The sequence below is a fragment of the Streptomyces sp. NPDC030222 genome (assembly GCF_055573115.1).
Genome location: NZ_JBVICA010000001.1, coordinates 82493 through 95655, shown reverse-complemented (window position 1 = coordinate 95655; position 13163 = coordinate 82493). Strand labels below are relative to the sequence as shown.

Sequence of the window (13163 nt, the reverse complement as noted above, 5' to 3'; positions counted from 1 at the left end):
TCAGCCCGCCTCTCCGTGACGGGCGGCCGCCTCGGCGACAACGCCCGGCAGCCACTCCCGGGCGTCCCGGAACGCGAACCCGAGGCTCTCTGCCCGGGTGTTGTCCATCGCGTAATAGCGGTCGAACGCGAACGGCGACAGATCCCCGCCGTCCGCGGTGGTCTCGAAGACGGTCCTGCCGCCCGGGAGCCGCTCCGCGAACAGCGCGCAGATGTCCTCGGTGTGCACCAGGCCGTGCGAGCAGGCGTTCACCGGGCCCGTGAAGTCCTCGCCGGCGGCCCAGAACAGGAAGTCGGCGATCTCCTCCACGTGGATGTACGTCGACGGGTGGCCCGCCGCCGGCACCACGACCGGACGTCCCGTACGGATCCGTTCTGCGTAGTGGTCCAGCCGCCCGGTGAAGTCGTCCGCGCCGCCCAGGACGTGCGCGGTCCGCACCGCCACGTAGGGGAACGCGGGCACGGCGGCGAACACCGCCTCCGCCTGGCGCTTCCCCTCGGCGTAACGGACGCCCGCGAACTCCGGTTCCCGCCACGGAAGTCCGGGCTCCGCTGTGGCGTCCGAGGCGTCGAAGGCTTCCTCGGTCAGCGGCCGGCCGGCTCCCTCCACCGTGTCGTACACCTCGATCGTGGACGTCATGACGTAGCGCCCCGCGCGGTCGCCGAACACCCTGCGCGCGGTGTCCGCCTGGACCGGTGTGTAGCAGACCTGGTCGATCACTGCGTCGAACCGGCCGCCGCCCGGTTCCGCGTCCAGCGCGGCCGCCAGTGCCGCCTCGTCGTCACGGTCGGCGACCACGTGACGGACGCCCTCCGGCGGCGTGGCGGAACCCCGGTTGACGACGGTCACCCTTGCCCCGGAATCCAGCAGCCGGGAGATGAGTCGCTTTCCGAAATACCGGTTTCCGCCGATCACGCAAATGTCCCGCCGCATTTCCCCTGAAGTCCTTCCATTCCGGCGGCAATTCCCACCGCTCACACCAGTGTTACGGTGTCGGATCGCACACTGAAGGGGGAGTCATGGGAATACCGGCCGGTCCACCGAAAGAACCACGGCAACCGCGCGCCGCCGCCAACGATTCGACGGCGTCCTCGTTCGACGCCGTGGACCGGCAGCTGCTGCACCTGCTCCAGACGGAAGGCCGCATCACGCTCAGCGAGCTGGGCCGCCGCGTCAGCCTGAGCCCGGCCGCGGTCGGCGAACGCGTGCGCCGGCTGGAGAGCGGCGGGGCCGTCACCGGGTACGCCGCCCAGGTGTCACCCGCCCGGCTCGGCTACGGCATCCAGGCGTTCGTGCGCGTCGACCCGCACGCCGGCTACACCCTGCGCCATCCGCAGACGGCCGGCCTCATCGCCCGGCCGGAGATCCTCGAGGCCCACCACGTAGTCGGCGAGGACTGCTGGATCCTCAAGCTCGCCGTCGTCGACACCGGTCATCTGGAGGAGATGCTGGACCGGATCTCGGCGTTCGGCCGCACGACCACCTCGGTCGTGCTCTCCTCGCCCGTCCCGCACAAGACCCTGCTTCCCGCCGAGCCCCGCAGGGCCGGCTGAGGGGGCCGGAGCCCCCGCCCGGCCGAGGGGAGCCGGAGCCCTTGCGTCACACCGCGGTCCCGGACTCCGAGCCCGGGTCCACCTCATCGGCGTCGGCCGTGACGGCCGTACCGTCGCCCTCGTCCAGTGCGCGCAGACGGGTGATCCGGGCCATGCTCCGGTGACGGCCTTCAAGAAGGCGACCACGACCGCGGTGAACAAGCTCGCCTGAGCGCCCGGCCGGGGGGACCGGGCGGGTGCCGCGCCCCGCCGACGGGCTGTGAACGGGTCCCTCGGCGGTGGCGCGGCGGCCGTCAGGCGGGCCGCAGCCAGACCGTCGCGAGCGGAGGCAGCGTCAGCTGGAGGCTGACCGGGCGACCGTGGGCGGGGGTGGACTCCGGCTTCACCGGCTCCGGATTGCCGAGGCCGCTGCCGCCGTAGCGGGCCGCGTCCGTGTTGAGGACCTCCGTCCAGGCGGGAACGTGCTCGGGGACGCCGAGGCGGTAGTCGGACCGGACCACCGGGGAGAAGTTGGCGACGGCCAGCAGCGGCGTCCCCTCGGCGTCGAAACGCAGGAAGGAGAAGACGTTGTCGTCGGCCGCGCCGCCGTCGACCCAGGCGAAGCCCTCGGGGACGGTGTCGCGCTCCCACAGGGCCGGTGTGGCGGCGTAGAGCCGGTTGAGGTCCCGGACGAGCTCCTGAACGCCCCGGTGGTCGCCCGCCGAGTGGTACGCGTCGTCCAGCAGCCACCACTCCGGGCCGTGCTCGCTCGACCACTCGGCGCCCTGGGCGAACTCCTGCCCCATGAAGAGCAGCTGCTTGCCGGGGTGGGACCACATGAAGCCCAGATAGGCCCGGTGGCCGGCGCGCCGCTGCCACCAGTCGCCGGGCATCTTCGACACCAGGGACTGCTTGCCGTGCACCACCTCGTCGTGCGAGATGGGCAGCACGTAGTTCTCGCTGTACGCGTACACCATCGAGAAGGTCATCTCGTTGTGGTGGTACTTGCGGTGCACCGGTTCCTTGGACATGTACACGAGCGAGTCGTGCATCCAGCCCATGTTCCACTTCAGGCCGAAGCCGAGGCCGCCGTGGTCGGTGGGGCGGGTGACCCCCTCCCAGGCGGTGGACTCCTCGGCGACGGTCACCACGCCCGGACAGCGCCGGTAGACGGTGGCGTTCATCTCCTGGAGGAAGGACACCGCGTCGAGGTTCTCCCGGCCGCCGAACTCATTGGGGCTCCACTGGCCGTACTCGCGCGAGTAGTCGAGGTACAGCATCGACGCGACGGCGTCCACCCGCAGACCGTCGACGTGGAACTCCTCGCACCAGTACACGGCGTTGGCGACCAGGAAGTTGCGCACCTCCTTGCGGCCGTAGTCGAACTCCAGGGTGCCCCAGTCGGGGTGCTCGGCCCGGCGCGGGTCCTCGTGCTCGTACAGCGGCCGTCCGTCGAACCGGGCCAGTGCCCAGTCGTCCTTCGGGAAGTGCGCGGGCACCCAGTCGAGGATCACCCCGATGCCCGCCCGGTGCAGCGAGTCCACCAGGTGGCGGAAGTCGTCGGGACCGCCCAGCCGGGCGGTTGGGGCGTAGAAGCCGGTGATCTGGTATCCCCACGACGGGCCGAAGGGGTGCTCGGCCACCGGCAGGAACTCCACGTGCGTGAAGCCCATGTCCTTCACATAGGCCGGCAGCTGCTCGGCGAGCTGCCGGTAGTCCAGCCCGGGCCGCCACGACGGGAGGTGCACCTCGTACACCGAGAAGGGCGCCTCGTGCACCGGTCGTGCACCGCGCCGCGCCATCCACTCCTCGTCCTGCCACGCGTACCGCGACTCGGTCACGATCGAGGCGGTGTCCGGCGGGACCTGGGTGCGGCGGGCCAGCGGGTCGGCGCGCAGCGTGTGGCTGCCGTCGGGGCGGGTGATGTCGAACTTGTACAGCGTGCCCTCGCCGAGGCCGGGCACGAACAACTCCCAGACGCCGGACGAGCCCAGGGACCGCATGGGGTGGGCCGTGCCGTCCCAGTAGCAGAACTCGCCGGTCAGGCGTACGCCCCGGGCGTTCGGCGCCCAGACGGTGAAGCGGGTTCCGGTGACGCCCTGATGCGTCATGGGGTGGGCGCCGAGCACCTTCCACAGCTGCTCGTGGCGGCCCTCCCCGATCAGGTGCAGATCGAACTCCCCGAGGGCGGGCAGGAAGCTGTACGGGTCCTCGGTCTCCACGGTCGTGCCGTCGTACGCGATGACCAGCCGGTAGTCCGGGACGGACGGCAGCGGCAGCAGTCCGGAGAAGAAGCCGTCGCCGTCGTCGTGGAGCGCCGCCCTGAGCCCCTTCCCGACGACGGTCACGGACCGCGCGAAGGGCCGCAGGGTCCGGAACACCACGCCGCCGCGCACCGGGTGGGCCCCGAGCAGCCCGTGCGGGTCGTGATGGGTGCCGGCGAGCAGCCGCTCCCGGTCCCCGTCCGGGAGCGGCGGGGCGGTCCGGGCGTCGCCCTTGCCGCCCGCGGGGCGCCGCGCACGCGGCGGCCTGTCCGCTCGTTCCCTCGACGCCGCGGGCTTCGCGGGCGCCGCGGTCCCGGCCGTCGGCTCGGGGGATACGTCCTGCGTGTCCGGCGGTTCGGGGGCGGACACCGCCGGATCTGCGGACACCGTCGGATCTGCGGGGAACGACGGATCCACCGGGGACGACGGATCCACGGGGGACGACGGATCCGGCGCGGCCGCGGCGGGTGACGCGGGCAGGGGGGACGAAGGAGGGGTGGGCGTTCGCGGGGTCACAGGTACTGCCTCCTCGGGAGACGGACGACACGGATTCCGCGGACCGGGGGAGTCGTGCGGAAGGCTGCGGACGGGGGAAGGCACAGGGGCGTGGGACGAGCGGGCGGCCTGGACGAGCGTGCCGGGACGGGCGGGTACGGGGTCCCGGGGTCGCGGACGTTCGGCGCACGGGGTCGTGGGCGGGCCCGGGCGCCGCGGCTCCGGTGGGCGGAGCGTCAGGCCCGGGCCAGCCGTTGGACGGCGGCCATGGGCACCGGCAGCCAGTCGGGACGGTGGCGGGCTTCGTAGAGCACCTCGTACACGGCCTTGTCGGTCTCGAAGGCGCGCAGCAGGGCGGGTTCGTCCCGTGGGTCGGCGCCCGCCTCCTCCGCGTAGCCGGTGCAGTAGGCGTCCCGGCAGCGGGCGGCCCAGTCGGGGTTCCACGGCCGGTGGGTGCGGGCCGCGTAGTCGAAGGACCGGAGCATCCCGGCGATGTCCCGCACGGTGGGCTGGGGGCGGCGCCGTTCGGCGAGCGGGCTGGCCGGTTCGCCCTCGAAGTCGATGACCGACCAGCGGCCCCCTCCGCAGTCCTCGCCGTGGACGGTGGCCCCGGAGGTGCGCAGCGTCTGGCCGAGGTGCAGGTCCCCGTGGATCCGCTGGGCGGCCCAGGTGCGGCCGTCGTGGACCGGTTCGGCGACGGCGTCGAAGGCGGCGCGCAGCCCGGGCACATGGGGTGCGAGGGCGGGTACGGCGCGGGCCGCCGCCTCCAGCCGCTCGGTCATGGCGGCGGCGAGCAGCCGGGTCTGCGGCCGGTCGAGGGTGACGGAGGGCAGGGCGGAGGCGAGGGCGGTGTGCACCTCGGCGGTGGCCCGGCCCAGGGCGCGCGCTTCGGCGGCGAAGTCCGTTCCCCCGGCCAGGGAGCGCAGGGCGAGCTGCCAGCCGTCCTCCGAACCGCGCAGGTAGGGCTGGAGCACCCCGAGGGTGGCCGGCTCGCTGAGGTCCTCGACGGCGGTGGTCTCGAACCAGGCGACCGGAGCCGGCACGCGGGTGCAGCGTTCACCCGCGAGTGCGAGGGGAAGTTCCAGGTCGGGGTTGACGCCCGGATGGATGCGTCGGAACACCTTCAGGATGAACGTATCGCCGTACACCAGGGAGGAGTTCGACTGTTCGGCGCCGAGGGCCCGGGGGGCGAGGCCCGCCGGGATCACCGCCGAGGGGGCCCGGCCGAAGCGCAGCGATCCGAGCGCGCCGGGGGTGCGCAGCCGCTCCAGGAGGACCTCCGCGAGGCGGGGGTCCTGGAAGGCGTCGTACACCGCCCTCCCGGCGAGCGGGCCGTCCTGCGGCCGTCCGACGAGTGCCGGCGCGAGGCGTGACGGGAGTGTCCGGCGTACCCCGAGCAGGAGTTGGTAGCAGTCGTCCGCGCCCGGCCCGGCCGCCTCGTGGGCCGGTGACTGCCGGGCGCGGACCAGCAGGTGCAGCAGACCGCCCGTGGCACCCGGACCGACCGTGCCGACCGGCAGCAGCTCGGTCGCCGAGACCAGCGCGAAGCCGGTGATCGGCGTTCCCTTTCCGGCGAACCAGCGCTGGCGGGGCAGCCATTCGCGGAGCAGCGGAGCGAGGGAGAGCAGCAGCGGGGAGGTGGTGCGTGGGGTGGTGATCCGGGTGGATGCAGCCTTTGGCATGGCAACGCGTCCTTTCCCCGGGCACACCACAGGATGCGCTGAGTGTCCCGGATTGCGGCAAATATAGCTGTCCGGGCGATGCATGGGAGACCCCGCGTCAATGGCGCGGAAGTGTCGGGTCGAGATGATCCGTACACATACAGCCGGTTGGCCCATCCGTGGACGGTATCCGTCATGAGTGCCCAGGGCGTCGCGGTGGAAACGTCCGCCCCGGGACCCATGTGATGAAGCGTCAGAACCAGCCGGTCAGGCGTCGGAACGCTTCTTCGTGGAAGTGTTCTTCGGCGCCGCCGGGGATTCCTTCCGCAGGCGGAACCAGTAGAAGCCGTGTCCCGCCAGGGTGAGCAGATACGGCCATTCACCGATGGCCGGGAACCGCACCCCGCCGATGAGCTCCACCGGGTGCCGCCCGTTGAACACCCGCAGATCGAGTTCGGTGGGCTGCGCGAAGCGCGAGAAGTTGTTCACGCACAGGACGAGGTCGTCCTCACCGCCCGGCTCGGTGGACGGAGCCTCGCGCAGGAAGGCGAGCACCGCCGGGTTGGACGAAGGGAGTTCGGTGTAGGAGCCCAGGCCGAACGCCCGGTTCTGCTTGCGGATCTCGATCATCCGCCGGGTCCAGTGCAGCATCGACGACGGCGAGGACATCGCCGCTTCGACATTGGCGACCTGGTAGCCGTAGACCGGGTCCATGATGGTCGGCAGGTACAGCCGGCCGGGATCGCAGGACGAGAAGCCCGCGTTGCGGTCGGGCGTCCACTGCATGGGGGTGCGCACGCCGTCCCGGTCGCCCAGCCAGATGTTGTCGCCCATGCCGATCTCGTCGCCGTAGTAGAGGATCGGCGAACCGGGCAGGGAGAGCAGCAGCGCCGTGAACAGTTCGATCTGGTTGCGGTCGTTGTCCAGCAGGGGGGCCAGCCGCCGCCGGATGCCGATGTTGGCGCGCATCCGCGGGTCCTTGGCGTACTCCGCGTACATGTAGTCGCGTTCCTCGTCCGTCACCATCTCGAGGGTCAGCTCGTCGTGGTTGCGGAGGAAGATGCCCCACTGGCAGCCCGAGGGGATGGCCGGGGTCTTGGCCAGCACCTCGGAGACGGGGTAGCGGCTCTCCCGGCGGACCGCCATGAAGATGCGCGGCATCACCGGGAAGTGGAAGGCCATGTGGCACTCGTCGCCGCCCTTGGCGTAGTCGCCGAAGTAGTCGACGACGTCCTCGGGCCACTGGTTGGCCTCGGCGAGCAGCACGGTGTCCGGGTAGTGCGCGTCGATCTCGGCCCGCACCCGCTTCAGGAAGGAGTGCGTCGCCGGGAGGTTCTCGCAGTTGGTGCCCTCCTCCTGGTAGAGGTACGGCACGGCGTCCAGCCGGAATCCGTCGATGCCGAGGTCCAGCCAGAACCGCAGGGCGGCGAGGATCTCCTCCTGGACGGCCGGGTTCTCGTAGTTCAGGTCCGGCTGGTGGGAGAAGAACCGGTGCCAGTAGTACTGCTGGCGTACCGGGTCGAACGTCCAGTTGGACGTCTCGGTGTCGATGAAGATGATCCGGGCGTCCTGGTACTGCTTGTCGTTGTCCGCCCAGACGTAGTAGTCGCCGTACGGCCCGTGCGGATCCTTCCGCGACTCCTGGAACCACGGGTGCTGGTCGCTGGTGTGGTTCATGACGAAGTCGATGATCACGCGCATGCCGCGCTGGTGCGCGGCGTCGACGAACTCCACGAAGTCGGCGAGGTCGCCGAACTCCGGCAGTACGGCCGTGTAGTCCGACACGTCGTAACCGCCGTCGCGCAGCGGCGACTTGAAGAACGGCGGCAGCCACAGGCAGTCGATGCCCAGCCACTGCAGATAGTCCAGCTTGGCCGTCAGGCCCTTGAGGTCGCCGACTCCGTCGCCGTTGCTGTCCTGGAATGACCGGACGAGCACTTCGTAGAAGACGGCCCGCTTGAACCACTCGGGATCGCGGTCCTTGGCGGGCGTGTCCTCGAACGTGTCGTGAACGGGCTCATTGACGATCATGTTGTGGGTGACCCTCCGATCGGTGAGGACGGTCGCAGGGTGAGGATGTGCGCAGGCGTGATGCCCGGCTCGAGGCGCACATAGTTGTCCCTGCCCCAGTGATAGGTCTCGCCGGTGAGCTCATCGCGCACCGGAGCGGTCTCGTGCCATTCGAGGCCGAGTTCCGGCATGTCCAACGAGACCGTCGCCTCCTGGGTGTGGTGCGGGTCGAGGTTGACGACCACGACGACGGTGTTCGACCCGTGCCGCTTGGAGTAGACGAGCACCTGGTCGTTGTCCGCGTGGTGGAAACGCAGGTTGCGCAGCTGCTGGAGCGCCGGGTTGCGGCGCCGGATCCGGTTCAGCGTGGTGATCAGCGGGGCGATGGAGCGGCCCTCGCGCTCGGCCGCCTCCCAGTCCCGCGGCCGCAGCTGGTACTTCTCCGAGTCCAGGTACTCCTCGCTGCCCTCCCGCACGGGGGTGTTCTCGCACAGTTCGTAGCCGGAGTACATGCCCCAGGTGGGGGAGAGCGTCCCGGCGAGCACCGCGCGGAGCTCGAAGGCCGGCCGGCCGCCGTGCTGCAGACAGGCGTGCAGGATGTCCGGGGTGTTCACGAAGAGATTCGGACGCATGCGGTCGGCCGTCTCCTGCGACAGCTCGGTGAGATAGTCCGTCAGTTCCTGCTTGCCGGTACGCCAGGTGAAGTACGTGTACGACTGCTGGAATCCGATCGCGGCGAGCGTGCGCATCATCGCCGGACGGGTGAATGCCTCGGCCAGGAAGATCACGTCCGGATCGGCCGCATTGATCTCGCCGAGCACCTTCTCCCAGAAAACCACCGGCTTGGTGTGCGGATTGTCGACACGGAAAATGCGGACGCCGTGCTCCATCCAGAAACGCAGCACCCGCACCGTCTCCTCGACCAGACCGCGCATGTCCTGGTCGAAGGCCACGGGGACGATGTCCTGGTACTTCTTCGGTGGGTTCTCCGCGTACGCGATGGTGCCGTCCGGGCGGTGCCGGAACCACTCCGGATGCTTCTGCACCCAGGGGTGGTCGGGGGAGCACTGGAGCGCGAAGTCCAGGGCGATCTCCAGGCGCAGTTCCCGGGCCCGCGCGACGAACCGGTCGAAGTCGTCGATCGTGCCGAGGTCCGGGTGCACGGCGTCGTGCCCGCCGGCCGGCGAGCCGATCGCCCACGGCACGCCCACGTCGTACGGCCCTGCGGACAGCGCGTTGTTGGGGCCCTTGCGGTGGGTGGTGCCGATGGGGTGGACGGGCGGGAGGTACACCACGTCGAAGCCCATCGCCGCGATGGCCGGAAGCCGCTCCGAGGCCGACCCGAACGTTCCCGGCACCGGCGGGGCGTCCCCGGTCACCACCGCGCCCTCGGAGCGGGGGAAGAACTCGTACCAGGAGCCGAACAGCGCCCGCTGCCGCTCCACCTGTAGCGGCAAGGGGCGGGAGGACGTGACCAGTTCGCGCAGCGGATGGCGGGCCAGGACCGCCGCGGCCGCGCCGGTGAGAGCGGCCGCCAGCCGGTCGGCGGCCGGCCGTGACGCGTCGCGCAGCACGTCCGCGACGGCCAGTACGTGCTCGCGGCCGTCCTTCTTCGGCACCCCCGCGGCGGCCCGCTCGTACAGGCCCGCGCCCTCCTCCAGGACGAGCGCCGTGTCGATGTCCGCGGGGATCTTGATGCCGGCGTCGTGCCGCCAGGTGCCGAGGGGGTCGGCCCAGGCCTCCACCTTGTAGGTCCAGCGGCCCTCGGTGGCCGGTGTCACCTCGACCCCCCACCGGTCGGTGCCGGGGGCGAGTTCGCGCATCGGGGTCCACGGTCCCGGCCGGCCGGCCGGATCGCGCAGGACGACATTGGCGGCCACGGCTTCGTGGCCCTCTCTGAACACCGTGGCGGTGACCATGAAGGTCTCGCCGACAACGGCTTTCGCGGGCCTCTTGCCGCACTCGACGGCAGGGCGGACGTCAAGGACGGGAATGCGACCGATCATGGGATCACCTGGGTGAGGGATAACTCGGGGACGGACATGGACGAGGGCGTGGCAGAGCGCAGAACATTGCGGGAGTTCGTCCTTTGTAGCTGCTCCGTTGACGGCTGACCGGCTGCGGGCATGGCCGCTCCTGTCCGCGTTCACTCGAATAGAGGGGCGCTGTTACCGGATGAGCCTTCCACGCGCCCCGGCGGGTATTCCGGCGGATTGCCGACTACTGACGCGTAAGTGCCGCGATCGGAACGGAACCCGAAGGGATGACCCCCCGAATTCGTGAACGGACGTTCACCCATGCCGAGTTGACGGTGCGCCCGACCGTCCTGCAAGCGCCTTCGGGAGATCCCCCGGACGTCCTCCGGAGGGTACGCCGGGGCGCGTTGCCCCCGTTCGCCGCGCCGTGGTGGGGACGACCGCGCCGGGCTACCGTCGAGTGAAGGGCGGGCCTCCATCGCCGTGCGTCCGCCCGGATCCGCACGCCCCCTGCGAAGGTGGAACACGTGAAGGCCATTCGTCGGTTCACCGTCCGCCCCGTCCTCCCCGATCCCCTCCGCCCGCTCAGCGACCTCGCCCGCAACCTGCGCTGGTCCTGGCACCACGAGACCCGCGAACTGTTCCAGTCCGTCGACCCCGAGGGCTGGCGCCGGGCCGACTGCGACCCCGTCCGGCTGCTCGGATCCGTCCCCGCGTCCCGCCTCGCCGAACTGGCCCAGGACCGCCGCTTCCTGCGTCGGCTCGCCGCCGCAGTCGACGACCTCGACGACTACGTCCGCGGCCGCAGGTGGTACCAGACCCAGGAGTCCGCCGGGACCGCGCTGCCGTCGGCCGTCGCGTACTTCTCGCCCGAGTTCGGCATCACCGCCGCCCTGCCGCAGTACTCCGGCGGCCTCGGCATCCTCGCCGGCGACCACCTCAAGGCCGCCAGCGACCTGGGCGTTCCGCTGATCGGAGTAGGCCTGCTCTACCGGCACGGGTACTTCCGGCAGACCCTCTCCCGCGAGGGCTGGCAGCAGGAGCACTATCCGGTCCTCGACCCCAACGAACTGCCCCTCACCCTGCTCCGCGAGGACGACGGCAGTCCGGCGCGGGTGGGCCTCGCCCTCCCCGGGGGCCGTACGCTCCAGGCCCGTGTCTGGCAGGCGCAGGTCGGCAGGGTGCCCCTGCTGCTCCTCGACTCCGACGTCGAGGAGAACGGGCCCGGCGAACGCAACGTCACCGACCGCCTCTACGGAGGCGGCAGCGAACACCGGCTGCTCCAGGAGATGCTGCTGGGCATCGGCGGCGTCCGCGCCGTGCGCACGTACTGCCGGCTCACCGGACATCCCGGGCCCGAGGTCTTCCACACCAACGAGGGCCACGCCGGATTCCTGGGCCTGGAACGCATCAGGGAACTCGCCGCGACCGGGCTGGGCTTCGACGCCGCCCTGGAATCCGTGCGCGCCGGCACGGTGTTCACCACCCATACGCCCGTACCGGCCGGCATCGACCGCTTCGACCGCGATCTCGTCGCCCGCCACTTCGGGCCCGGCGGCGAACTGCCCGGCGTCCCCGTCGAACGGATCCTGCAGCTCGGCACCGAGACCGGCCTCGGCGGCGAACCCGGCCTGTTCAACATGGCCGCGATGGGCCTGCGCCTCGCCCAGCGGGCCAACGGCGTCTCCACGCTGCACGGCGGGGTCAGCCGGGAGATGTTCGCCGGTCTGTGGCCCGGATTCGACCCCGCCGAGGTGCCGATCACCTCCGTGACCAACGGGGTGCACGCCCCTACCTGGGTGGCCCCCGAGGTGTTCCGGCTGGGCGCCCGCAAGCTGGGGGCCGGCCGCGCCGAGGACGCCCTCAGCCTGGGCGGGCGGCAGCGCTGGGACTCCGTCGCCGACATCCCCGACAGCGAGATCTGGGAGCTGCGCCGCGTCCTGCGGGAACAGCTCGTCACCGAGGTGCGGTCCCGGCTGCGTGCCTCGTGGCGGCAGCGCGGCGCCGGTGCCGCGGAACTCGGCTGGATCGACTCCGTGCTCGACCCCGACGTGCTCACCATCGGCTTCGCCCGCCGGGTCCCCTCCTACAAGCGCCTGACCCTGATGCTGCGCGACCGCGAGCGGCTGACCGGGCTGCTGCTGCACCCCGAGCGGCCGGTGCAGATCGTGGTCGCGGGCAAGGCCCATCCCGCCGACGACGGCGGCAAGCGGCTGGTGCAGGAGCTCGTCCGGTTCGCCGACGATCCGCGGGTGCGGCACCGGCTGGTCTTCCTCCCGGACTACGGCATGGCGATGGCGCAGAAGCTCTACCCCGGCTGTGACGTATGGCTGAACAATCCGCTGCGTCCCCTGGAGGCGTGCGGGACCAGCGGGATGAAGGCCGCCCTCAACGGCTGCCTGAACCTCTCGGTCCTCGACGGCTGGTGGGACGAGTGGTACGAACCGGACTTCGGCTGGGCGATCCCCACCGCCGACGGCTCCTCCGCGGCCGATCCCGACCGGCGCGACGACATCGAGGCCGCCGCCCTGTACGACCTCGTCGAACGGCACGTCGCGCCGCGCTTCTACGACCAGGACGCGGCCGGACTGCCTGGCCGCTGGATCGAGATGGTCCGCCGCACCCTCGCGGGCCTCGGTCCCAAGGTCCTGGCCGGCCGTATGGTCCGTGACTACGTGGAGCAGCTGTACGCCCCGGCCGCCCTGGCCCACCGGGCGCTGGACGCCGACACCGCCTGTGAACTGGCCGACTGGAAGGCCGGGGTCCGGGCCGCCTGGCCGCAGGTCGCGGTGAGCCACGGCGAGACCGTCGCCGAACCCGCCGTGGGCTGCACCGCCGAACTGGGCTCGACGGTCGCCCTGCGGGTCCGGGTCGCGCTCGGGGAGCTCCGGCCCGACGACGTCGACGTCCAGGCCGTGGCCGGTCGCGTCGACGCGGACGACACCATCGAGGACGCCCGGGTCTTCCCGCTCAAGCCCGTGGGCAGCCCGGACCTGGAGGGCCGCTGGACCTACGAGGGCACCCTCTCCCTGGACCGTACGGGCCCCTTCGGCTACAGCGTCCGCGTCCTGCCGTCCCACCCCCTCCTCGCCTCCGGCACCGACCTCGGCCTGATCGCGGTACCGCCCGAGGCCACGGGGGAGGGCGCGGGGGTGCTCATGAGGTGAGCGGGACGCCGCCGTGAAATGGGCGGTGCCCGGAACCCCTCCGGGGCTCCGGGCACCA

At 71.5% G+C, this 13163-nt stretch carries 7 protein-coding genes; 2 read left to right on the top strand and 5 right to left on the bottom strand.

Going from position 1 to position 13163, the window contains the following annotated elements:
* Complete coding sequence (locus ACZ4Z5_RS00360; RefSeq protein WP_468254286.1) at window positions 1-933, bottom strand: NAD-dependent epimerase/dehydratase family protein; 933 nt, start codon at window positions 931-933, stop codon at window positions 1-3.
* A gap of 86 nt (window positions 934-1019) precedes the next feature.
* Between ACZ4Z5_RS00360 and ACZ4Z5_RS00355 the strand changes: the two genes are divergently transcribed.
* Window positions 1020-1553 (top strand): Lrp/AsnC family transcriptional regulator, encoded by a 534-nt coding sequence (locus tag ACZ4Z5_RS00355; RefSeq protein WP_468254280.1) that lies wholly within the window; start codon window positions 1020-1022, stop codon window positions 1551-1553.
* A gap of 293 nt (window positions 1554-1846) precedes the next feature.
* On the opposite strand, the gene glgB is transcribed toward ACZ4Z5_RS00355, so the two are convergent.
* The 4 genes from glgB to ACZ4Z5_RS00335 all read right to left on the bottom strand — a co-directional run bounded on the left by glgB (window position 1847) and on the right by ACZ4Z5_RS00335 (window position 9968).
* The gene (gene glgB / locus ACZ4Z5_RS00350; RefSeq protein WP_468255487.1) at window positions 1847-4165 is read right to left on the bottom strand and encodes a 1,4-alpha-glucan branching enzyme; all 2319 of its coding nucleotides are present in this window, start codon (window positions 4163-4165) and stop codon (window positions 1847-1849) included.
* Between the two features lie 362 nt (window positions 4166-4527).
* Complete coding sequence (locus tag ACZ4Z5_RS00345; RefSeq protein ID WP_468254276.1) at window positions 4528-5973, bottom strand: maltokinase N-terminal cap-like domain-containing protein; 1446 nt, start codon at window positions 5971-5973, stop codon at window positions 4528-4530.
* A 246-nt stretch (window positions 5974-6219) separates the two neighbouring features.
* The gene (gene treS / locus ACZ4Z5_RS00340; RefSeq protein ID WP_468254269.1) at window positions 6220-7983 is read right to left on the bottom strand and encodes a maltose alpha-D-glucosyltransferase; all 1764 of its coding nucleotides are present in this window, start codon (window positions 7981-7983) and stop codon (window positions 6220-6222) included.
* Window positions 7980-9968, bottom strand: a complete 1989-nt coding sequence (locus tag ACZ4Z5_RS00335) for an alpha-1,4-glucan--maltose-1-phosphate maltosyltransferase (RefSeq protein WP_468254264.1) — start codon at window positions 9966-9968, stop codon at window positions 7980-7982. The genes treS and ACZ4Z5_RS00335 overlap by 4 nt, the downstream gene beginning before the upstream one ends.
* Window positions 9969-10465: 497 nt before the next feature.
* On the opposite strand from ACZ4Z5_RS00335, the gene glgP reads away from it, so the two are divergent.
* Complete coding sequence (gene glgP / locus ACZ4Z5_RS00330; RefSeq protein WP_468254261.1) at window positions 10466-13105, top strand: alpha-glucan family phosphorylase; 2640 nt, start codon at window positions 10466-10468, stop codon at window positions 13103-13105.
* Window positions 13106-13163 lie beyond the last annotated feature (58 nt).

Bases quoted from the DNA above. Each gene is read 5' to 3' on its own strand.
- ACZ4Z5_RS00335 (WP_468254264.1), bottom strand. From the start codon at position 9,968: ATGATCGGTCGCATTCCCGTCCTTGACGTCCGCCCTGCCGTCGAGTGC.
- ACZ4Z5_RS00345 (WP_468254276.1), bottom strand. From the start codon at position 5,973: ATGCCAAAGGCTGCATCCACCCGGATCACCACCCCACGCACCACCTCC.
- treS (WP_468254269.1), bottom strand. From the start codon at position 7,983: ATGATCGTCAATGAGCCCGTTCACGACACGTTCGAGGACACGCCCGCC.
- ACZ4Z5_RS00355 (WP_468254280.1), top strand. From the start codon at position 1,020: ATGGGAATACCGGCCGGTCCACCGAAAGAACCACGGCAACCGCGCGCC.
- ACZ4Z5_RS00360 (WP_468254286.1), bottom strand. From the start codon at position 933: ATGCGGCGGGACATTTGCGTGATCGGCGGAAACCGGTATTTCGGAAAG.